The sequence below is a fragment of the Wolbachia endosymbiont of Aedes aegypti genome, from assembly GCF_021496215.1.
Taxonomy (GTDB): Bacteria; Pseudomonadota; Alphaproteobacteria; order Rickettsiales; family Anaplasmataceae; genus Wolbachia; species Wolbachia pipientis.
Genome location: NZ_CP090902.1, coordinates 1042751 through 1066041, shown reverse-complemented (window position 1 = coordinate 1066041; position 23291 = coordinate 1042751). Strand labels below are relative to the sequence as shown.

The window sequence follows — 23291 nt, the reverse complement described above, 5'->3', positions numbered from 1 at the left end:
ATGCTAACATTTATATATTAAAAATAATGGAGGCATATATGTTAACTAATAGCACTGAAACTGTATCTTTCATTGAAACTTCTTCTAATCTAAATATCAGTCCTTCTGATAATAATTCGATTTCGGATACTAAAAATGTACCTAAATCAACACTAGATGAGAACGTACCTAAATACGTCACTCTTAATAATGCAGAAGAATGGAATGAGTTCTTTATAATGCAGAACAACACTTCTACTAATACCACTAATAAAAAGAAACCAAAACCTTATATTCATAAGGATAGTAATGGTATATGTACATATACTGCTCGGGATGAGAATAAATATGGTGGTAAGAACATTATAGGCAAAATTGCTGAACAAATTAAAGAAGAGATATCTAAAAATATAGAAAATAATGATATAGAATTTATAAAACTTAAAGAAAGCAAAAATGAAGATAATATTATTGAGCCTGCCGTAAGAATTGCGATAGGTAGTAATACAAAAGAAATAAGCATGAGTGACATTCTAAATAACGATTTGTGTAAACAATATGGCGTGAAAGCAATTACATTATTGCTACCTCAAAGTAAAGCAAGGGAGCTACTTTGCCGGGTTGATGAACATGGAACAAGAATTTATGAAGTAGCTAATGGGTCATATCAAATGACTTTAAAGTGGAATGCTCAAGGAAAAGAATGTAATATTAAAATTAATATTCATGATAATGGCTCCGTAGAACTTATTGAGGGTAATGGTGTTACTATGGAGCAATTAGCTGCACATAAAGAAGTAAAAGTAGGAAGGCAATATGAAGCAAAGCCTTTACATGAAGTGTTAGCATCACAATTGCCACAAACACAATTACAACAAAGCTCTGAAGAAGTAAAATTTTTGGAGCAGCATTCAACAAATGTAGAAGACTTGAGCGGCGCATCACAAAAGCATCAAGCTCCTGCTGCTTCAAAATAGGTAAAGTAGTGAAAATTCAGTATAAGTTGCTTGCATCTGCAAGTAACTTATACTTTTATGATGAGCAACACAATACTACCAAGAAATTTCTACGAGCGGCCAACTTTGGTTGTAGCCGGGGAGTTACTAGGAAAGATGCTGAAATTTTCTAACTTTAGTGGAATAATAACCGAAGTTGAAGCCTATATAGGAATGAGTGACCCAGCTTGTCATGCAGCTAAGGGTTATACTAACCGAACCTCAGTAATGTTTGGTATGCCGGGGTTTTCATATGTGTACTTTATATATGGAATGTATTACTGTTTAAATATTGTAACAGAAGCAGAAGGGTTCCCAGCAGCAGTGTTAATACGGGGATTAAAGCTCATTGAACCGCTTGAGGCAAATTTAGGTGGGCCAGGAATATTGTGTAAAAGATTAAATATTACAAAAGAACATAACAAACAGGACCTTACTATAAGCCACGAATTTTGTGTTTATGAATCTCACCTCAAACCAGATTATGTGTGCACTCCGAGAATCGGAATTAGTAAAGGCCAAGAGAAATTTTGGCGGTTTAAAAACTTAAGATCTTGCGTAGACTATTTGCCAATTGGATAATCACCAGTGAAACAAGCATCACAATATTGTGGTGTAGCATTGTTACGCACTTCTCCTTTAACAGCCTGATATAATCCATCAATACTCAAGAAGGCTAGGCTATCTACTCCTATAACTTCCTTAATTTCCTCTACAGATTTATTTGCAGCAATTAAATCTTTGCACTCTGGCGTATCTATTCCATAAAAACAAGAATGCTTAATTGGTGGGCTTGAAATTTTGAGGTGAATCTCTTTTACTCCTGCATCCTTTAGCATAACTATTATATTTGTTAACGTACTACCACGCACTATACTATCATCTATTAAAATTATGTTTTTACCTTTCAAAGTGTGCTTATTAGCATTGAATTTTAATTTTATTCTAACTTTACGTACTTCAGCGGTTGGTTGTATAAAAGTTCTTCCTATGTAATGATTACGAATTATTCCCAGTTCCATAGGTAATCCTGAATGCTTTGCATATCCAATAGCTGCAGGTATTCCAGAATCAGGTATTGGTACAACCATATCTACATTGTTTTTTGGTGGGCTCTCTTCTGCAAGTATTCTTCCTATTTCTTTTCTTGTATCGTATATAGACCTATTCTCCATTATGCTGTCTGGTCTTGAAAAATAAACGTATTCAAAAATACAAAAACTTGATTTTTGCTGTGGGAAAGGAAACATTGAGGCTAGCTTACTACCCGAACTGATGGTAACTAATTCGCCTGGTTCTATTTCTCTAACAAACTCTGCATTTATTATATCAAGAGCACAAGTTTCAGATGCAAGAACGTAAGAACCGTTTAACTTTCCTAAAACAAGAGGCCTGATTCCAGATGAATCACGTACTCCAATAACTACTTCTTGATTGATTGCAACAAAAGAATAAGCACCTTGTATTTGCTTTAATGCATATATAAAACTCTCTAAAAAGCTATCTTTTTCACCGCTTGCTGTCAGATGCACTACTACTTCTGTATCAATATCTGACTGAAAAACGCACTCTTGTTTAATCAATTGTTCGCGTATCGGAGAAATATTAATTAAATTACCATTATGTGCTATGGCGAAATCCCCAAATTTGCCACTTTTGCTAAACATGGGCTGCACTCCAAACTTATTACCACTTGTTGAGTATCGAACATGACCTATTGCACAATCTCCAGGTAAGGATTTCTTTATTTCATCTATATCATCAAATACGCTGCTCACTTGACCTTGAAAGTGATAAGAGTGCAGCTTATCGTTGTTACTGGTTACTACGCCAAAAGACTCTTGACCTCTATGCTGCAAAGCGTGGAGAGCAAGTATAGAGTTAAAAGCAGCACTTTGGTTGCAACTTATGCCAAATACCCCACATTCCTCACGCATTTCATCTAGCATAAAAACTATTAAGTAAAATTTAATTTTACTTTAGCATAGGTAAAATACAAGCATTTTGTTGTTCATCTGCTTTTATTGCCAGCAATAATCCTATGCATATTAAGCTTGCAGCAGTTGTACTTCCTCCATAGGACAGAAATGGCAATGGGTCGCCTATCACAGGTAAGAGGCCCATTGTCATTCCGATGTTTATAAAGAAATGAGCACTAAAAAAGGCGAAAATGCCGATAGATATCGACTTAGAAAAATAATTTTTCGACCTATAAGCGATAGAGAAAATTATGCCAAGTAATGAGGTATAAAGCAAAATTAAAGCCATGCTACCTAAAAATCCCCATTCCTCACTCAGCACTGCAAAAGCAAAATCTGTACGTTTCTCCGGCAAAAATCCAAGTTGAGTTTGACTTCCGTTAACAAAGCCCTTACCAAGCAAACCTCCTGAACCAATAGCTATCTGAGATTGCTGCGCATTATAACCTATTCCAAGTGGATCCACTGATGAATCCAAAAACGACAATATCCTTTGCTTGTGATAAGGACGTAAAAAAGGCCAAATAGCCGGTACTGCAAAAATGCCAAGCGTTCCACATATTACCGAATGAGATCTTTTTATTATTGCTGTGAATATAATTGATATCCCTATAAATAACATTATCACAGCTGTGCCTAAATTAGGTTGCTTTAACACCAAGAACACGGGTAAGAAAATAATTATAAGTGCCTTAAGCAATCTTTTAAATTCCATCATTTTATATACACTCTGCTTATCAAAATAGCGAGCAAGCGCAAGTATTAAGCCTACTTTTGCAAATTCTGATGGTTGCAAACTAATTGATCCAATTCTTATCCACCTTGTTGCACCCATTATGTGTGAGCCAAAAAAATTCACTACTAATAGCGAAATCACTGCTGCTACATAAAAAAAGTAGGCGTGCTTCAAATAAAAATCTAGCTCTATGAATGACATAGCTATAGCAAGTAGGAAAAAGAAGGAGAATATGACCAGTTGGTGAATCGCAAATGGCACCCACTTTCCTCCAGCAGAAGAGTATTGAACAACAATGCCAACGCAAAACAGCGCTATCACGTTAATGACTAACAACCAATGAATCTTCTTCAGTCTATCCACAATAAAGACCTTATAACTTTAAAGTATAGTAAAATATGAAACAAAGATAAAAATCAAAAAACCAACTTCTCAACTACTAACCGAATTGGAGTGCTATATATTCCAGTTACTACTGTTAAAACTGCCATAAACAATAGACAGAAAAGCATAGGAAATGGCACATCATTAATTTTGTCCGGTGTCATTCCAGTGCGTGACGTTGCATCATTTTCAAAATACATTTTCTCTACCATCTTCCACATATATATCAATGCAAGGAAAGAGCCAGCAGCAAATGTTACAAGGGAAATCCACGCATGAGATTCGATAATTGCTTTCATTATATACCACTTGCTTACAAAGCCATTTGTTAAAGGCACACCGATTAATGCTAAACTGAGTAGAGTGAACGCAAGTGCTGTATAAGGCATTGATTTCTTGAGTCCCGATAAATTCTCTATTTTTGTTGTATCAAATTTGTAAGAAATACATCCTGCAGCCATAAATAAAGATGTTTTTATTATGCTGTGGTTTACTATGTGAAGAATTGCTGCAAATACACCTGTTTTTGAGTTAAAACTCAGTGCTAAAATTATATAACCAATTTGGCTAATACTAGAGTGAGCAAGCAGTCTTTTTATGTCTTTTGCGGTTATTGCAAATATCGACCCAAATATAACAGCGCAAAGTGCGAGGATAATTATCACGTTGCTTAGTGATGGTTTAAATAAGAAGAAATTTTGATGAAAAACAGTATAAAAGATTCTGATGAAAACATATATCATCACTTTTGCCACTGTGCCTGAAAAGAATATGCTAATGAAACTTGGCGCCTCACTATATGCATTAACCAGCCACCTGCTTAATGGAAACAGTGCCATTTTGATTGAGAGACCAATAAAAATGAACAACGTGCCAAGTTTTATGATGTTGTTATCGTGTAATGGAACTATTCTTTCAGCCATGTCAGACATATTGAGCGTTCCAGTCATTGAATACAAGAGCCCGATGCCAAATAAATAAAATGTTGCGCCTATTGTTCCACTAATTAGATATTCAAATGCTGCAACCAAGGCTTTTTTATCCCTTCCCATTGAAACTAATACATAAGAAGAAAGAGATGAAATTTCCAAGAAAACGTAAAGGTTAAATATGTCGTTTGTTACTAGAATCCCGAGCAGTCCGCTTAAGCACAGTAGAAATAGAGAGTAAAAACCAGTGATTTTGTTTTTGCTAATTTCTTTTTCGTTAATATAAAAGCTATAAAGCACGCTAATCAGCGCTATAAAATTCACCAAAGTTAGAATCAAGGAGTTTAACACGTCGATTCTTAACTCTATTCCATACGGAGGAGCCCAATTTCCAAGGTGATAAGTTATAATTTCACCTTTATATGTTTTAATGAGTAGTATTGATGAAATGATAAGAGTGATTGTTGTTGCAATAAAAGAAATAAACCAAGATACCTTGTGTTTCTTGGCAAGAAAGCAAAACATTGATGCAATTATTGGTATAATAACTTGTAAGATTGGTAATTGCATTAAATTGTTGTTAATATATCGTTAAAGTATTAGTATATATAATACTTTTTGTTTTAATACCCTTATGTTATCTAAAATTTGTAACGCAATAAAACGCCTATTACGAAGAGAAGATAAATTTGTAGGAAGAGATGAAAATGGAAATTCTTACTATGAATCAAGTAAAGGAAAAAGGTGGGTTATGTATAGCAGTGTCTCTGAGCCTACAACAGTGCCTCCGGAATGGCATATATGGCTTCACTATACTGATAATGTAGTACCAGTTAATAATAAAAAAAGAAAAGTAAAACATACTCCTAATTTAACGGGTACAAAAGATGCATACTATCCAAACCAAAAAGTGAAAAATTACTATAAAAGCTGGAGTCCTGATAACTAAAGATGCGAAGGTCAAATATACTTGAAATAACCGCTGGATTATTTGTATTAATTTTCACTATTTTTCTGATTTTCTTTGCTATTGATAAGCTATCTTACATAAAGAAAAACTATAAGGATTGCAATAAAATATATGGTCTTTTTGCTAACGCTAACGGTATAGGAGTTGGTGATAGTGTCAAGATCTCTGGTGTAGATGTTGGAAGCATAACTGGTGTATCACTTGACAAAGCTACCTACGTAGCACGAATCGATATGTGTATAAGCAAAGACATAAAATTGCCAATTGATAGTTCAGCTCTGATCACTAGCAGTGGAGTTGTTGGCAGTAAATTTGTTAATATATCACCTGGATCAGATATTAAACTAATCTTGCATGGTGGTAAAATAGAGTATACTCAAGCTGAAGCAAATATGGGTGGAATAATGGACAGAATTCTTGGTATGTTTACAAAGTGAAAATGGCAGGATTCCAAGTATATCCGTTCAGGTAAAGCCTCCTGTAGTTCTAAAGTATTTAAGGAGTTTGCCTTATTTCTTGCCTTTTCTACCGCTTGCTTTGGGGTTTATAGTATAGAAAGTGCCTTAATAGTTGCAGTGCATGTCTATCAATGATAAAATGAAAATTAATTTATTTTGATATTATGATTGGTTTACTGTTTGCCGTACTGTTGTTCCTCTGTGGTAGTGATGCACTTGCAAAACAGGAGCCACGTTCAATAGCTGGAGATAATCACATAAAGGTGATAAATTATAACCCACAAGCTATACATAAGTATACGGGTTTTTATGGTTATCAGTCCAGTATATTGTTTGAACCAGGGGAGGTAATACAAAACCTTTCAATGGGTGATTCAACTGGTTGGCAACTCCTTCCTCAAGGTAATAGATTGTTTATTAAGCCTATAGATGATATTGCCGATACTAATGCAACTATAATTACCAATAAAAGAGTTTATTACTTTGAACTTCATGCTGAAGAAGCAACTGGACTAGATGATCCAAGATTAGCATATGAAGTAAGGTTTCTTTATCCACTATTTAGCAGTGATGAGATTTACACAACAAATAACGGTGATATCTTCGAACAAGCTAGTCATACCATTATTCCTGATATCAATGATATTGAAGTTGTAAAGAAGGGATTAAATTTTAATTATTCCATCTCGCACGTCAAAGGTAGTCAGTCAATAATACCAATTAAGGTTTTTGATGACGGAAAATTTACATATCTACAATTCAATAAAATAAACTCTGATTTTCCGGCAGTTTTTATGGTTGATTCTGCAGGATATGAGTCTTTAGTAAATTTCCGTACAGTTGATAACTACCTGATAATCGAAAGGGTAAGTTCAGTGTTTACCTTAAGGAATGGATCGAGTACAGTTTGCCTATTTAATGAAACCATACCTTTCAAAAAAGGGTAAAGGCTATAATGCCCGAGATATGGGTGCAAAATTTTTTCTATGATGTTCTGTAATTCCATAAAGGCCAATAGCGTTAAGGTGCTCTTTTGTCCCATATCCTTTATTTTTATACCAATTATATTCAGGATGCTTATTATGCAATTCTTGCATAAGCCGATCTCTCGTAACTTTTGCAACGATTGAAGCTGCTGCAATTGATGTACTCAAATTATCACCATTTACTATGGATTTCACTTGCCATTTCACTTCAGGTGGTTGATTACCATCAACTAGTACATAATCTAATTCTAGGTCCAAGTCTATCAACGCACGTTTCATTGAAAGCTTTGTTGCTTGCAAGATATTGTATGAATTTATTTCTTCTACGCTTGCCATTCCTATACCAAATTTTGCAACGGATGTTATTTTTTCATATAGGACTTGCCTACATTGAGGAGTCAACTTTTTCGAGTCGTTGATTCCATCAATAATTGTATTTCTATCAATAAACACTACGGCTGCGGATATTACTGGACCAGCTAGCGGACCTCTTCCAACTTCATCCACTCCTGCTATCACTCCTGATAATTTATTTTCTAATGTAAAGTCTGGGTATTTCATAGGTTTTTATAATAAGAAAGTTATAGTAAAAACTGAACAGATAATAGAAATTATCCAAAATTTCATAACGATTACATTTTCTGACCATCTCTTCTTCTCAAAGTGATGATGTATTGGTGCCATAAGAAAAACTCTTTTTCCTTCTCCATATTTAAACTTTGTATATTTAAAATATGATATCTGAATAATAACAGATAGAGTCTCTATTACAAAGATTATTCCAATAATGGCAAAAAGCATTTCTCTTTTAATTAGGACACTAGTTAACCCTAAAGCCGCACCTACCGACAAGCTACCAACATCACCCATAAATATTTTTGCTGGATGTGTGTTAAACCACAAGAAACTTAGAATAGCTCCTATAAATGCAATGCAGAATAAAGTAATATTCATATCTGCCTGAGTTATATATGCAATTAGCCCCAAAAAAGCAAAGGAAGTGATAACTTGAGTTGCAGCAAGGCCATCCAAACCATCTGTGAGATTCACAGCATTAGAAGAGCCGACAATTACAAACGCAGCAAACGGAACATATAGATAGCCAAAATCTATTATTACTCCTTTAAATAGGGACGTTTTTGTAAAACATTCAGCAGAGTATAGCTTAAGTATAAACACACCAACCAGAGCAACAATAAACTGAATAAGTATTTTGGTTTTTGCACTTAAACCTCGATAGTGATTTGTCTTCAATTTTAAATAATCATCAATAAATCCAAGTAGAGCAAAAAATAGAGTTATCAATATCAGCAGCAAAATTTCTGGTGTTAACTGAGCCCAGAGTAAAATTGGTAATAAAGAAGAAATCAGTATTATTATTCCGCCCATAGGTGGTACATTCTTTTTTGTTATTAAATGACTTTCTGGTCCACATGATCTAATTGGTTGCCCATCTTTGCTTATTTTTTTTAGAAGCTTTATAAAATAGGGAAAAAGAATAAACCCAAAAACAAATGAGGTAAAAAATACTTTTGTAGCTAAGATCATCTGCTTACTTAAATTGACTAAGTGTCATACCACCTATAGCTAATAAAGTCAACTTCTGTCATCCTATAGCCTGACCCACAACTGTACGAACATTGTGATTTGGGCCCATCAGTAGGGTGTCATCCCAGTCTGGAATCCACAACTGTACGAACGTTGTAGTTTGGACCACCAGTGGGGTGTCATCCCAGTGCCCAGACACTGGTTCTATGCAACTTAATTAAAAACGTTTGTTTTAGTGTAAGACAATTACCTTTAGCTTATCAGCTCAGTTATAAGCAAAATTTCTGGATTCCAGACTGGAATGACACCATTTGCTGTGCAATTTACCTTCAAAAATGAATGTTCGTACAGTTGTGAACCTGTGGCAGGTATTACATAAGAGCATTTCCCTCTTCTAAATTAAAACGCACTTTTGCCTCCTTTGCAGTCTATACTTTAGATGTATTTAATTTACAAATACTAATTATTTATTAATAATGGTGATATGTAAATATAGTTATAAAATAATTGTTACACTTGAATTCCTTCCTGGTTTCTGTTGTTATCAGAACATTTAAAACACTTTAAGAAAGCTGCTTAGTTAAATTAACTTAGACAAGTAAATAGCAGTTTTGCAGCCTGTTTTTATGAATGATGATAAAATGTTGTAGCCAAATGCGCTTTCAGCATTGTGCTGAATTGCAATATCTTTGTGCTCTAACTCCTCGTCGCGAAATTTACTTATAGTTTCTCTTAATTCCCCATCTTCTAAATGTGAAACTTGCTCTTTGTAGTGCTCCCCGATAACTTCTTCAACTGCAGCAGTGCAAGCCATAGCAGCTTTTTTGCCCATAATGGCAGTTGCAACGCCAAGCGACACTCCTAAAACACGCCAAACAGGCAACAAAACAGTAGGACGAACTTTTTGCTCTTTGATTTTCTCATTAAAATAGTGAAAATGCTTTTTTTCCTGCTCTTCCATTTCAATTATTTCATTGATTATAGAAGATTTCTTAAGAATAAATTTTTGACCAGAATAAATGCAAATAGCTCCATATTCTCCAGCGTGATCTACTCTAATTGCCTGTTGCAAGAACTGATTGTTGCTGTACCTTAAATTATTTAGATTTCTTTCTTTCTCCACAATACACCTTACCTGATACGAACAGAGCTACTATGAGATAAATTAGATTCCATGTTGCTAAGGAAACACCTAGAACGTAATGAGGTCTGTCACAAGATGGAGAGTAATTAGGATTTAGTAGATTATTTCTGAGCTCTTCTATACTAACGTTACTACTTGCTTGCTCTGTACAACCTAAAACATCATGAAATAAGTGAAGTTCAAGACCTATATGATAAAAAGATATTACTGCACCTATGAGGTAGCTGCAAAACATTGCATAGATTAGAATTTTGTTGTCTTTAAGCATGCACGCTACTGCAAGTAATCCAGCGATATAGTAAACTATTCGCTCGTATGTACATAACTTGCATGGCAGCATGTTGAAAAAATATTCTAGCACATATGCAAAAATTAGAGCAGCGGCACTCGACAGCAGAAAGATTGCAGGAATTCTGGAATTATTACACATAACTTTAAGTAAATTATCCCTGAAAGTATAAAGCAGAGTATTCATTTTACATAGGGATTTTTATTTTTTTTCAAAAGCAATCTAACTGGCACACCGTCTGCAAAGAAATTTTTTCTGAGATCGTTAATTAAATAGCGTTTGTAACTTTCATCAACACTTTCAGGTATGTTACATATCAAAGAAAAAGCTGGAGGTTTAGTACCAATTTGAGCGATATACTTCATTTTAACTGCTTTGCCTTTTACAAGAGGGTGAGAATGTTTTCCTACAGCATCTATGAGCCACTTATTCAGTTTTGCAGTGCTGATCTTCTTGTTCAAGGATTCACTCACTTCAAGACACTTATCTATCACATCACCGCAGCGCATGCCTTTTAACGCAGAAATTGTTATAGTTGGCACTTCCAAGAATAACCTGGTTACTTCCTGTTGTTTGACAAATTTTATTAACCTGCTTCTGTCATCCTTACCTATTAAATCCCACTTATTTAAAACAACAATAATCCCTTTCCCTCCCTTAATTGCAGCTTCACCAATTGATAAATCCTGCTGCTCAATACCAACTAGGGAGTCTAGCATTAAAACTACCACATGAGAGCGCTTGATTGATTCCATGCTTTTCTCAACAAATCTTGATTCTAAGCCATCTACAACATTCGCCTTTCTGCGGATTCCGGCAGTGTCAATTAGAGTAATTAACTCTCCATCATGATCATATGTAATATCCACAGAATCACGTGTGGTACCTGGCTCTGAACTTGTTATTAGTCTGTTTTCTGCAAGTAAACCATTTAAAAAAGTTGATTTTCCAACATTCGGACGGCCGATGATCGCGATCCTCAGCCTACTCAGTTCATTGTTAGGTAACTCAGTGTTCTCGTTAAAATTTTCAATAACACCAGCTAATGCATCATAAAGATCAACCATGCCAAGATTATGCTCGGCAGAGATATACACCGGGCCAAGAAAATCAAAAAACTGCAAATAATCAACATTTTCGGATTTATGACTCTCGCATTTATTTGCTACTAGTATTACAGGTTTATTTATTTTTCTCTTCAGCCACTTTGCAAACTCTTCATTTCGCTCATTTTGCACTTTTGCATCAACAAGAAAGAAAATTATGTTTGAATTGGATAAAGAAAATTCGATTTGTTCAATAACTTGTAGTGAAAAATTAGTTTGGTCGTTCCATCCTCCTGTATCTATAACTTTAAACTCCAAATCGCTAATTCTCCCCATTCCCTCTCGCCTATCCCTTGTCACTCCTGGAATGTTACTCACTACTGCTGCTTTTCTTCCTACTAATCTGTTGAATAGGGTCGATTTTCCAGCATTTGGTAGGCCTACTATGGCGATTTTTAGCATAATTCAAGGGCATGTTCTATATGAAGTAAATTATAACCGAAACTTTTCAATTTAACTATTGACTTCGTAGATTATATAAGCATACTACAGTTAGAATTTTTTTATTTCGTTATGTAAAATATGGGGTAGTTATGCTAGTGTCAGAGCAAATAGAGAGTGTAGATAGAGAAGAATTAAAGCAACAAAATCATATACATAAAGATACAGAGTATTCGGAAGAGACGACAATATATGGGCATATTAATCAACATATGGAAAAAAACATCTCAAATACATTGCATGAAATATATGATGCTCTTATGTCATATAACGAATCGGAACAGCCAATGGCGTCAACTTAAGAGCTTTCATTAGCAAACTCTCCTAAAGACATGATGGCGTTTAGGCTTATCTACTTTATTGCGGCTGTCCCGGTCGGATTTTAACTTTAGCGCGTATACTTAAAAAGGGCTTGAAAGTTTTTTGGCGCAATAAGTACCTGATAGAGTTTCTGTCTCATTACACTAAATAAAACTGAAAAATTTAAACGATACTCAGTAATTTGATCTGGGTTCCAAGGCCCTTGTGCATCACATATATGAAGCGATAATATATTGCACATGACCAAGTTTGCCCAAAATTCTTGTAATACAGCCTCTCCAGAAAAATTCTCTAACTCTGCTCCTACTTTGAGTCGTTTATAGCACTCCTCTATGTGCCACCTTAACACATAAGCTTTGCTCCAAAGTCTCGGTCAAAAACTCTGTTTCTCAGTTGGCTAATGTCAGCACTATAACTCTTACTTTCTGTCCTTTCATTTTATTTTTTAGCTTTTCATTTTCTAATATAAAATCAAAATCTAATTCGCCAGCGTTCCCATAGCTTACTATAATTTCTTTTTTGCAAGCGAAAAATAAAATCTACTTCCAAATTATAATGCTGCTGAATGAATTTTACTGAAGACGATCATAGATAAATAATAATTTCTCTTGATTTAATAAACGCATTTGAGTGATAACTTCGGGTAATTGCTCTGCCGCCAACGTTTGTTCACCTATATTCCAAGCTGCAAGACGAGCACTGCAAATCAGCGAAGTACACAAATCAACAAACAAATTGCCAATGGTGCCTGTTGTTCCATTTGGTTCAAACTCGGATACAATTTCCCCAGAGCTGGGTAATCTCATACCAGAACCATCTGCTGCAATAAGTCTATAGCCTCTCCAACTCAGGTTCATCCTGATAGGCTGTTTGGATGCTTAGATTCTTGAAAGCCTGTATGGCAAATCTTATACCTTGCTTTAGAAAAAGCTTGCTTTGAGGGTACATGTCAATGGCTCCATAAGTTCACATTCTATTCCCAAACTTTTTTTAACTAACTTTAAAATCATAGAAAATACTGTCGAAAAAGGAAGTTTTCTTGTTCGTGTAAAACTCAACACAATGGATTTTCTGAAAAGTTTTCGAGTATATTGCATTTTTAATTTGTAAGATAAGATCTTTTCCTTTTTGCATGCCTCACCTAAAAAAGACACATTTTAAACTTTTTTGTTGCAATAAAATAGAAACAAAAGTGCTGTCCCTTGCACTCTTTGGATAATTTAATGATAAAAAATTTAGAGAGAAATTTTATATACTATCGCTGATATTTTTCCTTAAGTTGACGCCATTGCCTGAACGGATACAACTTAATTTTTAATCTGCAGGAGTCAAGTTGAGAATGTCCAATTTTCCACTTTCTTTATAGCATAACATACTTCAGCGCCTCTTGCTCCTCTTGAAGTCCAATGGGCTCACCACTTATGTGTAAATTAATCGTTAATGTTGTACACGTTCTTTTCTTTTTCTACTCTCTCTTGCTCTTCAATACAATATATAGCAAGCGGATTAGCTTTAAGTCTTTCGACTCCTATTTCTTCTCCTGTTCCATCGCAGTAACCATAAGTGCCTAATTTTATTTTTTCTAACGCCTCCTTAATTTTTTCTTTTCTATCTTTTCGACGCTTGATTAATTCCTCGTTTCCACTATCTTCATCAGAATAGTATGTATCAATACTATTATCTTCTAGTTCTTGTTTCTCTAACTCAGCGAGTATTGATTGTAACTTTAAGCTGAAGTATTCCAGTTGTTTTACGCTCATATATTCTTCATCTTCTGAAGGAGTGTAATCTTCTGGTGACTTTATTTTTGGTAACTTTTCCATAATTGCATTATCAAAAAAATAATAAAACCTATATAATTTATGAACAAAAAATTATACTACCTCAAAGTAAACACTATAATTTATAATAAACATTTAAAAGCCTAGTATGATCGACTCAGTAAAAAAATTAGTAATAGATGATAAGAACTTTACCTATATAGTATGTATTTTTATCATAATGTTAAGTTTATCTTCATTTACACTTAAAAACAACAATAAACAAGAAGTTATGTTAACATTAACATGGATATGTGCTACATTTGTTTTGCAGATTTCTACAAATAATTTGTTTACATCTGATTATCATGATGGAATATTAGAGCAAATCTTTGTACAGCCACTCTCTTCTAGGCTTATAGTTGCTTATAAAATTTTCGCTCACTGGTTATTATTTGGGTTACCGATTTCAGTAATTTCTTCCATATTCAGCTTTGCAATTCTAGGCAATAGTATTGAACACTCAATAGCAGTTGGAGTGTCTTTATTATTTAATACGCTGATAATCACTAATATTTCAGCTACTGGAAATGCATTGATGATTGGTCAAAACAACTTAGCATCAGGAGTATCGCAAATTCTTGTTTTGCCAATGATAATGCCAACCTTTGTGTATTTTAAAATGCTAACTCAATTTGAAAATTTATCCTTGAATATTTATACACTACTAATCACCATCTTAGTTTTTGTTATTTTGATTGTTAACAGCACCATAACTACTCACATGGCACTAAAATTTGCTGTGGAACAGGATTGAAAAATCTTACTGTTATTCAGTAGACTTCTTGCATAACCTAGAAAAAAGGCAAATAGTTATTATAGATTTAGGTTTATCGACAATTTGAAAAACCTTCATTCCAGCATCCTTCCCTGTCATCCAAGTAGCCCTTCGTTGTCATCCCAGTGTCAAAAACTGGGATAACAGCTAACCTGACAACCGTCATCCCGCTACTTGTTAGCGGCTAAGAGATACCGTGACGGTATGACGGTTCGCGGTGGCATGACGATAAGCCTCATCATCCCGCTACGTGTTAGCGCCGCGGCGGTATGACGATTCGCAGCGGCATGACGAGAAAGGGGCTACTTGGATGATACCTTTTTTCTACTTAGTTTGGGTTATGCAAGAAGTCTATTCCTTCATAAGGAGAAGTAGTTAAAGGAATTTACTCTATTTCTCCCTCTTTTTTTATTATTTTTAATCTATAGTTAACGTAAAAGAGATATGCAAAAACTCTATTGATCCATAGTCTGCAAATTATTAATAACACTTACTTTAAAGAACCTCACTTTACGCTGATCTTTGAGCGCTCTTCTGTGGTATTTTGTAAGAGTATAACTTGTGAAATCGTCTTCCCTATAGATTAAAGAGTTACACTGCTTTATATGTGATGCTATCCACTCTGCATAGTCCTGATGATCGGTTGCAATGAATATTTCCCCTGTTATAAGTATTTTTTTTGCTAATAAATTTAAAAATTCCGTATTAATTAATCGTCTTTTATTGTGACTTCTTTTTGGCCATGGATCTGGAAAGAGAATAAAGAATCTTTCAACACTGTTATCAGGAAAATTTGCAATCAATTCTCTTGCATCTTCTGTCCACATTAAAATATTTTTTATGTTCTGTATTTCTATGTTTGTTAGCAAGCGAGAAACCCCCTTTAAGTAGGGCTCACATCCTATAAATAATAGATCAGGTTCATTGAGCACCTGGTAAAGCATATTTTCACCGTTGCCAAAGCCTATTTCTACCCATATTCTTTTTTGTGAATTTACAATTTTCTCTATAGATTCCTTGCTGTTTTGAATAGAATATTTTTCCAATATTTCATCAACATCAGGTTTTAGCCTGGACCTTCTGGAGAACGATCCAATCCACTTGCTATTCTTAAATAGCATATTCTTGATACATATATAATTTTCTCACTATATTTTATATAGCTTAAACAATTCTCGAAATGAGTTAATGAAAAATTACTTGTCAATAATTGTTAATATTATATAATATATGAGTTCTAATAAAGTTTAAGTTAAAGGTATGAATAATAATAATCCAGTCGTAAATCTACCGGTTACTATCAGAAAGCTATCATCAAACAAATTTATAGAAGAGATATGTCAAGGCCAATTTGAGGATCAAGATAATACCTTGTTTGAAGATTCTTTTGTTAACAAAATTAAAGAAGGAGATGTGGTAGAAGGTGTAATTACAAGAATAAACCCTAACGACGTTGTGGTTGATATTGGTTTAAAATCTGACGGGAGAATTCTGATCAAGGAACTCGGTTGTAATGATGAGGTCATTATTGGCTCGAAAATCAGAGTTTATGTGGAAAGAATTGAAGATTATCATGGTAATGTTGTTCTTAGTCGTGAAAAAGCAATTAGGGACGAAAAATGGAATAAGTTGGAAGAAGATACAGTTACAAGGGCTGAAGTAAGCGGAGTTATTAAACGCTCAATTAAATGTGGCTTTATTGTTGATCTTGGTGACGGAATAAGCGCTTTTTTACCGCTGAGTCATGTGGATTTGAAGCAAGTAAAAGATGCGAAGCACCTTATTGAAACTGAACAAAAGTTCATCGTGCTTAAAATGGATAAGAAGCAGGGCAATATTGTAGTATCAAGAAAGCTGGTGTTAGAAAAATTGCACGCTGGTGAAAAAATTAAATTTTTAGAATCTTTAAATGAAGGCGATATAATAGAAGGGAAAATAAAAAGTATCACTCATTACGGTGTATTTGTCGGTATTCATGAATCAGATGTAGTGGGAGTTATAGATGGATTGTTACATATTACAGATATCTCTTGGAGTAGGGTAAGTCATCCGTCTGCAGTTTTTACTTGTGGTCAGACTATAAAAGTTAAAATTATAAAAATAGATAAGGAAAATGCTAAAATTTCCTTGGGTGTGAAGCAGCTAGAAGATAGCCCTTGGCAAGATGCAGAGTCAAAATATCCAGTTGATAGTGTGCATAAGGGTTATGTAACAAGCATAGAAGATTATGGATTATTTGTTGAGCTTAGACCTGGAATTGAAGGTTTAGTGCACTCGTCAGAAATAACTTGGGTTAAGAGTAATTTACCAGTTAGTAGTCTCGTAACAAGGGGACAAGAAGTATATGTAAAAATTCTCAGTATTGACATTGCTAAGAGTAGGATGAGTTTAAGCATGAAAAGGTGTGTAGACAACCCTTGGCAAGTATTTATCAATAAATATCCTCCTGGTTCTATTGTTTCTGGTGAAGTGAAGAATAATACCGGCTCATATGTATCTGTTGCTTTCGGTGATTCTGAAATAGATGAGAACGTAGAAGGGACAATATATGTGAAAGATTTTAGTTGGTCTAAAAACGGTTCAGATGAGATAAAGAAGTATAATGTAGGTGATAAAATAGAAGCAAAAGTAATAAGGGCTAACGTGAATCGGGCAAGAATTTATCTTGGAATAAAACAAATAGAGTATGATCCTCTTGAAGAACTGATAAAGAAAGTTAAGGTAGGTGATAAAATACAGGTTATTGTAGATAAGAGAGAAAATAATGGACTAGTCGTTGAAGTTGAGAACGATGTAACCCTTCTAATAGATCAAGAGCATTTACCAGAGAATAAAAAATTCTCTATATCAGAAAAAATAGAAGTTGAAGTATTGGGTGTTGAAGAATATAACATAGCATTATCTGCTAAGTGATAAGGTTTACTTATTTTGGCTTCATATAAATGGCAACAAAGTCTGATATAATAGCGAGGGTAGCAAAAAGACATCCTTTTTTAGATAAGATTGTTATAGCAGCTATAGTTGATAGATTTTTTGGGATACTTTCAAGCACATTGAAACATCATAATAGAGTTGAAATTAGGGGGTTTGGTTCTTTTTCAGTTAGAAGTTATAACTTGAAAGAAACAAGCCATTTAATGTTACAGAAGTTTACAAAGAATCAATACTTTAAAACATATTTTCGTAGCAGTAAAAAATTATCTGATTTGATAAATGAATAAAAATTTATACCATAAATAAGATGAAAGTAGGGGTTTGAGTTTATACTGTACGATAGAAATTTTTAGCACCATATGCAAGTAGTAGAAATAGTTATACGTAATAACACATATAAAATATCTTGCGAAAGTGGGAAGGGGAATCATTTATTACGCCTTGCTAATAGTTTTGACAAGTTAGTTAGTTCTGTATCTCAAAAAACTGGAGGTAAGGGTTCGGATGCATTAAATTTCTTACTTGCAGCACTAATTCTTGAGGATAAAATTTTAGAATTAACAAAGCGATTAGATGAAGTAAATCAAGAGCGCGAAAAGTATAGAAACGAGAAAAGAATAGAATATACTGAGGTACTAGATAAGGTAAATAAGATTATCACTAATCTTGAGTGCATAAAGGATTAGCTTCAATAAAGCAAGCAATTAAATTGACTATCTGACTATTCAAGCCAGGAGGGAGGTTTGTCTTACGAGTTATGTAACAATATAATTCGTAATCATCAAGATCAACTATTTTTTCGTATTCGATTAGTTCGCTTAAGGAAAATTTATCAAGATATTTCAATGCGAAATGCCCTAAAAGTATATCGGTTTCTTTGCAACCCCTATGCCAGCTTCTATATATTAATTTTCTTCTGAGTAGTGAGGTATCTGTCATTACAATTAAACTTTTTTTAATTTAAAAGTTAAACTAAATACTTGTCAAGCGAGGCGCATTTTAATATACTTAACATTTTGTTAAGATCTAAATATACAGGTGGAATTAATTTCTAATCTTATCCATCAATTTAGCGATGGAATATATTATTTTTTATCATTTTCTTTAATAATTTCTGTCATAGTATTCGTGCATGAATATGGGCATTATGTTGTTGCCAAAGCATGCAAAGTTAAAGTTGAATCTTTTTCCATAGGTTTTGGTCCTGAAATTTTTGGTTTTAACGATAAGTCTGGAACTAGATGGAAATTAAGCGTTGTTCCATTGGGTGGTTATGTTAAAATGCTAGGAGATACTAATGCAGCGAGTGTCCCAGCTGATCAACAAGAATTAACGGAAGAAGAAAAATTGTATTCATTTCATACAAAACCGCGTCATAAAAAAGCAGCAGTAGTTTTTGCAGGGCCTTTTGCAAACATGGTATTTGCTGTTATAGCTTTTACAATATTTTTTAGCATAGCAGGTTATTATCGCACTCCACCGGTGATTGAAAATGTAATCGAAGGTAGTGCAGCTAAGCAAGCTGGTTTGTTGCCAGGTGACACTATTACACAAATCAATGAGCATAAAATAAAATACTTTGAAGATATTTCACGTGTGATAATGTCGAATCCTAAAACAAGAATGGAGGTTGAGTATAGCAGAAATAATGAGAAGCACAGGACCAGTTTAACTCCATTAATAATCAAGGACAAAGACGTTTTTGGCAACACAATAGAAAGAGAAACTATAGGGATTATTTCAGTCAATACATTAAAGCAGTCGTCTTTTCTTGGGGCTGTGAGCTTATCAGTAAGTGAAACTTACCACACTATGTGCTTAACGATTAAAGCTATCTTTCAAATTATTGTTGGTAAGAGGAGTGCAAGTAAAATAGGTGGACCAATAAAAATCGCAAAATATTCAGGACAATCAGCTAAAAAGGGATTTATTATGGTTCTATATTTTATGGCAATCATTTCAGCTAATTTAGCTGCAATTAACTTGCTGCCAATACCACTGCTAGATGGTGGGCATTTATTTCATTATATCATAGAAGCGGTTATACGTAGGGATTTAAGCTTGAAATGTCAAAAATATGCAGCTATTTTTGGTGCTTTAGTGTTGTTTTTGCTTATGGCAACTGGAATGTCAAATGATATTAGGGATCTTTTTTGAAATAAAATATGAAAAAGCTATTTTATATACTGGTAGTGGTTTTTATTTCTTTTCCTGCCCTGCTTGTTGCTTTAGGAACTGCGGAAAAAGTGCAGGTGAAAGATGTCAAATGTATTGGTAATGAGAGGGTAAGCAACCAGACAATAGGGTTCTATATAAAACTAAAATCTGGTGATTATATAAACGACGATGATATAGACTCAATTATAAAAGATCTATATAAAACAAAGTTATTTGCTAGTGTTAATGCTTACATAGATGATAAAAAAAATTTAGTAATAAAAATTCAAGAAAATCCACTGATTAACAAGGTAGTGTTAAAAGGCAATAAGTTATTTAACAGCAAAGAGCTGCTAAGTAATGTGATTCAATCAAAGTCGCTAACTATTTTAACTGAAACAAAATTGCAAAACGATTTAGTGAATTTAGTCACTACTTATAGAAATAACGGTAAGATTGGTGTTAAAATTGAATATGACCTGAATAAGCTTGATGGCAATAGAGTCAATCTAATTTTTAAAATAAAAGAAGGCAAAACCTCTAAAATTAAGGATATAAGATTTATAGGCAACAAAAACTTTTCTGAAAATGAGCTAGAGCAAGTTATCAAAAGACATAGTAATGACATATTTAGTAAGTTATTTAGAGCTATTTTAAAAGGCGGAAATCATTATTCACCGCAATATCTATTGATTAACACAGAATTGCTCGATCATTTTTATTCATCTAAAGGATATATTCAAAATAATATTCAACCAATTGTTGAGGTTGATAATAACAATCAAACAGAGTTAACTTTTTTGATTGACGAAGGACAGCAGTATTTATTTGGAAATAATGAGGTTAATATTGAAACTGAAATTCAGGATTTGAGCCTAAAAGAAGAAATATTGGATTTTATAACAGAGGAAAACGATAAGATATTTAATAGAGTTAAAATTAATAATACAGTAGAAAAAATAAACAAATATTTAAATGAGAAAGGATATATATTTGCAAAAGTTAATCCAGAGTATGCACAACGTGACAATGTTGTAGATGTAACCTACAGAGTGCTGCCGGGTAAAAAGATTTATATAAATCAAATTACAATTGATGGTAACGATCGCACTTTAGATAAAGTGATCAGAAGTAAGCTAAGTGTAGCAGAAGGTGATGCGTACAATATATCTGAGATTCAAAAGTCACGTAAAAAACTAATGAGTAGTGATTTTTTTGAAACAGTGAAAGTAAATAGTTATGCAGTTAATGATAATGCAGTAAATCTTGACTTAAGTGTTAAAGAAAAAAACACTACTTCGTTGTATTTGGGAGGAGGTGTGTCTCTTCCTGGTGGAGCATTGATTAAAATTGACCTCAAAGACCGTAATTTATTTGGTACTGGAAAAGAGCTCTCTTTTGCTCTTGAAAAAAGTCAATACGTATTTTCTACTGATTTAGAGTTTGTTGAAAATAATTTTAACGATTCTGATACGTCACTAGGCATGGGTGTATTTTATGAAAAACAAGATAAACCAAACACTACTTTTGATAGTTGCGATATGGGATTTTTTACAAAGTTATCATATAAAGTCACAGAGAACTTAACTAATTCCCTTCGCTATTCTTATAAGTATAATCATATACACATGGATCATAAGGGTGGACAAGACACCGATATCTCTGAAATAATACTGGACCGAAAAGGTAAACATCAGATTTCATCAGTGGGATACACGTTGGCATATAATAAACTGGATAACCTCTATACTCCAAAAGAAGGGTATTTACTGCGCTTAAGTCAGGATATTTCAGGATTGGGAGGAAACGTGAATTTCCTGAAATCTGAATTCTTATCTTTTTATACGCACCCTATATTAAGCAAAATTGACGATGATATAACGCTACGCTTTAAGATGGCGGCAGGTCATATTTTTTCTTATACTGATGAAAATCTAAACATTGGCCAGCACTTTTTTAAAGGGGGTAATGAGATTAGAGGGTTTGACCTTTCCGGTATTGGACCAAGAGCAGAAGACAAAAATAAAAGCTCATTAGGAGGCAAAACTTATTTTAATCTAACACAGCAAGTGGATTTTCCTCTACCAAAACTATATGACTATGCTGGTATCAAAGGCTCACTATTTGTTGACTATGCAACACTTTTTGGCTTAGATGATAAAAATAAGAAGTATGAAGGGAAATACTATGATAGCAAGCTTGTGAGAGTGTCACCAGGTTTTGGCTTTTCAATGCTTTCTCCTTTTGGTAGACTTAGATTGGATTTCGGGTTTCCTTTAGTAAAGGAATCTTATGATATAATACCATCACCAAATGTTAAATTTTCTATTGAAGCGGGGATTTGAATGAAATATATACAGTTATTTATATCAGTTATTGCCTTAATTATTTCCTTATTTGTGGGGTATAAGTTTGTAGGATATCAACCTCAGAACACAAAGGCTGCAATTATCGATAGTGAAAAAGTCATCAATGAATCTCTTGCTCTGCAAAATATACAACAACAAATAAAGGAGCAGAATTCTAGATTACAACAAGAATTTGAAAATGAGTTAGAAAAACTTAAGCCATCAAAAGAAGAATTTGACCTTTTGTCAGAAGAAGCAAAAAAGGAAAAGACAGGACAATTTAATAAGCACACTGTAAATGTTAGAGATAATTATGCTAAAAAAATGTTACATTTAGAAGAAAGCTATAGAGAAGCAGTAGAGAGTGTTTTTAACAAGATAAAAGAAGTCGCTAAAAAAACGGCAGAAAAAAACAACATAGATTTGGTACTATTTATTTCAAAAAAGAACCAAGTTTTATACTCCATGGATGAAGTTGATTTATCAGATGTGGTATTAAACAATATAAACAAGGAAATACCTGAATTTGCTTTAAAAGGCATTGAATAGACTTATGCAATTTAATATCAGTGATATTATAAAAACACTACCACATTCTTATCCGTTTCTCTTAGTAGATAGAGTTATAGAGTGTGATCCTGGTAAAAGTATAAAAGCAATCAAAAATGTGACTTTCAATGAGCCATTTTTTATTGGCCACTTCCCTGGTCATCCGATAATGCCAGGAGTCTTGATAATTGAATCTCTAGCTCAGGCATCTGCTATATGTGTTCTAGGTAAAGAAACAATAGAAAATAAAGTTGTTTACTTGAGATCCATTGAAAATGCAAAATTCAGAAAGCTAGTTACTCCAGGGGACACATTGATTCTTCAAGCTAACATTCAAAGTGTGTGTTTAGGTGTATACAAATTTAGGTGTATTGCATCTGTTAGCGAAGAAAAAGTTGCAGAAGCAACAATCTCAGCAGTATTGCAAAATAAATAAAATC

The 23291-nt window shown here is 33.8% G+C and carries 26 protein-coding genes and 1 pseudogene; 14 read left to right on the top strand and 13 right to left on the bottom strand.

All coding sequences use genetic code 11. The features are described from left to right. Positions 1-38: 38 nt before the first annotated feature. Positions 39-956: a hypothetical protein gene (locus tag L0Z58_RS05490; RefSeq protein WP_022626411.1), complete on the top strand. Its 918-nt coding sequence runs from the start codon at positions 39-41 to the stop codon at positions 954-956. Positions 957-1016: 60 nt separating this feature from the next. Further along, on the top strand, positions 1017-1556 hold the full coding sequence (locus tag L0Z58_RS05485; RefSeq protein ID WP_038199418.1) for a DNA-3-methyladenine glycosylase: 540 nt from the start codon (positions 1017-1019) through the stop codon (positions 1554-1556). On the opposite strand, the gene purF is transcribed toward L0Z58_RS05485, so the two are convergent. The 3 genes from purF to L0Z58_RS05470 are packed head-to-tail and all read right to left on the bottom strand — an operon-like array spanning position 1538 to position 5572. Then, positions 1538-2923: an amidophosphoribosyltransferase gene (gene purF / locus L0Z58_RS05480; protein WP_010082377.1), complete on the bottom strand. Its 1386-nt coding sequence runs from the start codon at positions 2921-2923 to the stop codon at positions 1538-1540. The genes L0Z58_RS05485 and purF overlap by 19 nt on opposite strands. Before the next feature lie 25 nt (positions 2924-2948). Next, on the bottom strand, positions 2949-4052 hold the full coding sequence (rodA, locus tag L0Z58_RS05475; protein ID WP_010963045.1) for a rod shape-determining protein RodA: 1104 nt from the start codon (positions 4050-4052) through the stop codon (positions 2949-2951). A 53-nt stretch (positions 4053-4105) separates the two neighbouring features. Next, positions 4106-5572: a proton-conducting transporter transmembrane domain-containing protein gene (locus tag L0Z58_RS05470; protein ID WP_010963044.1), complete on the bottom strand. Its 1467-nt coding sequence runs from the start codon at positions 5570-5572 to the stop codon at positions 4106-4108. A 64-nt stretch (positions 5573-5636) separates the two neighbouring features. Between L0Z58_RS05470 and L0Z58_RS05465 the strand changes: the two genes are divergently transcribed. From L0Z58_RS05465 to virB9, 3 genes are all read left to right on the top strand, one after another. After that, complete coding sequence (locus L0Z58_RS05465) at positions 5637-5951, top strand: NADH-ubiquinone oxidoreductase subunit NDUFA12 family protein (RefSeq protein ID WP_007548590.1); 315 nt, start codon at positions 5637-5639, stop codon at positions 5949-5951. A gap of 2 nt (positions 5952-5953) precedes the next feature. Further along, complete coding sequence (gene mlaD, locus L0Z58_RS05460) at positions 5954-6409, top strand: outer membrane lipid asymmetry maintenance protein MlaD (RefSeq protein WP_010082331.1); 456 nt, start codon at positions 5954-5956, stop codon at positions 6407-6409. A gap of 185 nt (positions 6410-6594) precedes the next feature. Beyond that, a complete protein-coding gene (gene virB9, locus L0Z58_RS05455; RefSeq protein ID WP_010082330.1) occupies positions 6595-7377 on the top strand; it encodes a P-type conjugative transfer protein VirB9 in 783 nt (260 codons plus the stop codon). Positions 7378-7380: 3 nt separating this feature from the next. On the opposite strand, the gene L0Z58_RS05450 is transcribed toward virB9, so the two are convergent. The 6 genes from L0Z58_RS05450 to der all read right to left on the bottom strand — a co-directional run bounded on the left by L0Z58_RS05450 (position 7381) and on the right by der (position 11905). Next, positions 7381-7977 carry a ribonuclease HII gene (locus L0Z58_RS05450; protein WP_010082329.1) on the bottom strand — a complete coding sequence of 199 codons (597 nt, stop codon included), beginning with the start codon at positions 7975-7977 and terminating at the stop codon, positions 7381-7383. Between the two features lie 6 nt (positions 7978-7983). After that, positions 7984-8964: a phospho-N-acetylmuramoyl-pentapeptide-transferase gene (mraY, locus tag L0Z58_RS05445; RefSeq protein ID WP_010963043.1), complete on the bottom strand. Its 981-nt coding sequence runs from the start codon at positions 8962-8964 to the stop codon at positions 7984-7986. A gap of 58 nt (positions 8965-9022) precedes the next feature. Next, entirely contained in the window at positions 9023-9163 is a 141-nt protein-coding gene (locus L0Z58_RS05440; RefSeq protein ID WP_186802321.1) for a hypothetical protein, read from the bottom strand. 381 nt (positions 9164-9544) lie between these two features. Next, positions 9545-10087, bottom strand: a complete 543-nt coding sequence (locus tag L0Z58_RS05435; RefSeq protein WP_006279362.1) for a demethoxyubiquinone hydroxylase family protein — start codon at positions 10085-10087, stop codon at positions 9545-9547. Continuing rightward, positions 10062-10583, bottom strand: a complete 522-nt coding sequence (locus L0Z58_RS05430) for a disulfide bond formation protein B (RefSeq protein WP_010963042.1) — start codon at positions 10581-10583, stop codon at positions 10062-10064. Before L0Z58_RS05430 ends, L0Z58_RS05435 begins: the two co-directional genes overlap by 26 nt. Beyond that, the gene (gene der, locus L0Z58_RS05425; RefSeq protein ID WP_010963041.1) at positions 10580-11905 is read right to left on the bottom strand and encodes a ribosome biogenesis GTPase Der; all 1326 of its coding nucleotides are present in this window, start codon (positions 11903-11905) and stop codon (positions 10580-10582) included. Before der ends, L0Z58_RS05430 begins: the two co-directional genes overlap by 4 nt. 131 nt (positions 11906-12036) lie before the next feature. On the opposite strand from der, the gene L0Z58_RS05420 reads away from it, so the two are divergent. Then, positions 12037-12246 carry a hypothetical protein gene (locus L0Z58_RS05420; RefSeq protein WP_010081834.1) on the top strand — a complete coding sequence of 70 codons (210 nt, stop codon included), beginning with the start codon at positions 12037-12039 and terminating at the stop codon, positions 12244-12246. Positions 12247-12255: 9 nt separating this feature from the next. Here L0Z58_RS05420 and L0Z58_RS05415 read toward each other — a convergent pair. Both L0Z58_RS05415 and L0Z58_RS05410 read right to left on the bottom strand, forming a co-directional pair. Continuing rightward, positions 12256-13399, bottom strand: a pseudogene (locus tag L0Z58_RS05415) (transposase). Positions 13400-13695: 296 nt separating this feature from the next. Continuing rightward, on the bottom strand, positions 13696-14088 hold the full coding sequence (locus L0Z58_RS05410; RefSeq protein ID WP_010963040.1) for a TraR/DksA family transcriptional regulator: 393 nt from the start codon (positions 14086-14088) through the stop codon (positions 13696-13698). A gap of 106 nt (positions 14089-14194) precedes the next feature. Here L0Z58_RS05410 and L0Z58_RS05405 point away from each other — a divergent pair, with 106 nt between their 5' ends. Then, entirely contained in the window at positions 14195-14842 is a 648-nt protein-coding gene (locus L0Z58_RS05405) for a heme exporter protein CcmB (RefSeq protein ID WP_010963039.1), read from the top strand. A gap of 476 nt (positions 14843-15318) precedes the next feature. On the opposite strand, the gene trmB is transcribed toward L0Z58_RS05405, so the two are convergent. Continuing rightward, positions 15319-15984 carry a tRNA (guanosine(46)-N7)-methyltransferase TrmB gene (gene trmB, locus L0Z58_RS05400; protein ID WP_010963037.1) on the bottom strand — a complete coding sequence of 222 codons (666 nt, stop codon included), beginning with the start codon at positions 15982-15984 and terminating at the stop codon, positions 15319-15321. Between the two features lie 139 nt (positions 15985-16123). On the opposite strand from trmB, the gene L0Z58_RS05395 reads away from it, so the two are divergent. The 3 genes from L0Z58_RS05395 to L0Z58_RS05385 all read left to right on the top strand — a co-directional run bounded on the left by L0Z58_RS05395 (position 16124) and on the right by L0Z58_RS05385 (position 18483). Further along, positions 16124-17776, top strand: a complete 1653-nt coding sequence (locus tag L0Z58_RS05395) for a 30S ribosomal protein S1 (protein WP_010963036.1) — start codon at positions 16124-16126, stop codon at positions 17774-17776. A gap of 29 nt (positions 17777-17805) precedes the next feature. Continuing rightward, a complete protein-coding gene (locus L0Z58_RS05390) occupies positions 17806-18084 on the top strand; it encodes an HU family DNA-binding protein (protein WP_010963035.1) in 279 nt (92 codons plus the stop codon). A 72-nt stretch (positions 18085-18156) separates the two neighbouring features. Then, entirely contained in the window at positions 18157-18483 is a 327-nt protein-coding gene (locus L0Z58_RS05385; protein ID WP_010082086.1) for a cell division protein ZapA, read from the top strand. Here L0Z58_RS05385 and L0Z58_RS05380 read toward each other — a convergent pair. Continuing rightward, entirely contained in the window at positions 18458-18736 is a 279-nt protein-coding gene (locus L0Z58_RS05380; protein ID WP_006279484.1) for an FAD assembly factor SdhE, read from the bottom strand. The genes L0Z58_RS05385 and L0Z58_RS05380 overlap by 26 nt on opposite strands. 99 nt (positions 18737-18835) lie before the next feature. Between L0Z58_RS05380 and rseP the strand changes: the two genes are divergently transcribed. Genes rseP through fabZ form a run of 4 tightly spaced genes read left to right on the top strand, consistent with a single transcriptional unit; the run spans position 18836 to position 23287 of the window. Continuing rightward, positions 18836-19954 carry an RIP metalloprotease RseP gene (gene rseP, locus L0Z58_RS05375; protein ID WP_010963034.1) on the top strand — a complete coding sequence of 373 codons (1119 nt, stop codon included), beginning with the start codon at positions 18836-18838 and terminating at the stop codon, positions 19952-19954. A gap of 8 nt (positions 19955-19962) precedes the next feature. Further along, complete coding sequence (bamA, locus tag L0Z58_RS05370; RefSeq protein ID WP_010963033.1) at positions 19963-22299, top strand: outer membrane protein assembly factor BamA; 2337 nt, start codon at positions 19963-19965, stop codon at positions 22297-22299. Next, the gene (locus tag L0Z58_RS05365) at positions 22300-22851 is read left to right on the top strand and encodes an OmpH family outer membrane protein (protein WP_010082083.1); all 552 of its coding nucleotides are present in this window, start codon (positions 22300-22302) and stop codon (positions 22849-22851) included. Between the two features lie 4 nt (positions 22852-22855). Then, a complete protein-coding gene (gene fabZ / locus L0Z58_RS05360; RefSeq protein ID WP_010082082.1) occupies positions 22856-23287 on the top strand; it encodes a 3-hydroxyacyl-ACP dehydratase FabZ in 432 nt (143 codons plus the stop codon). The last annotated feature ends 4 nt before the right edge of the window (positions 23288-23291 follow it).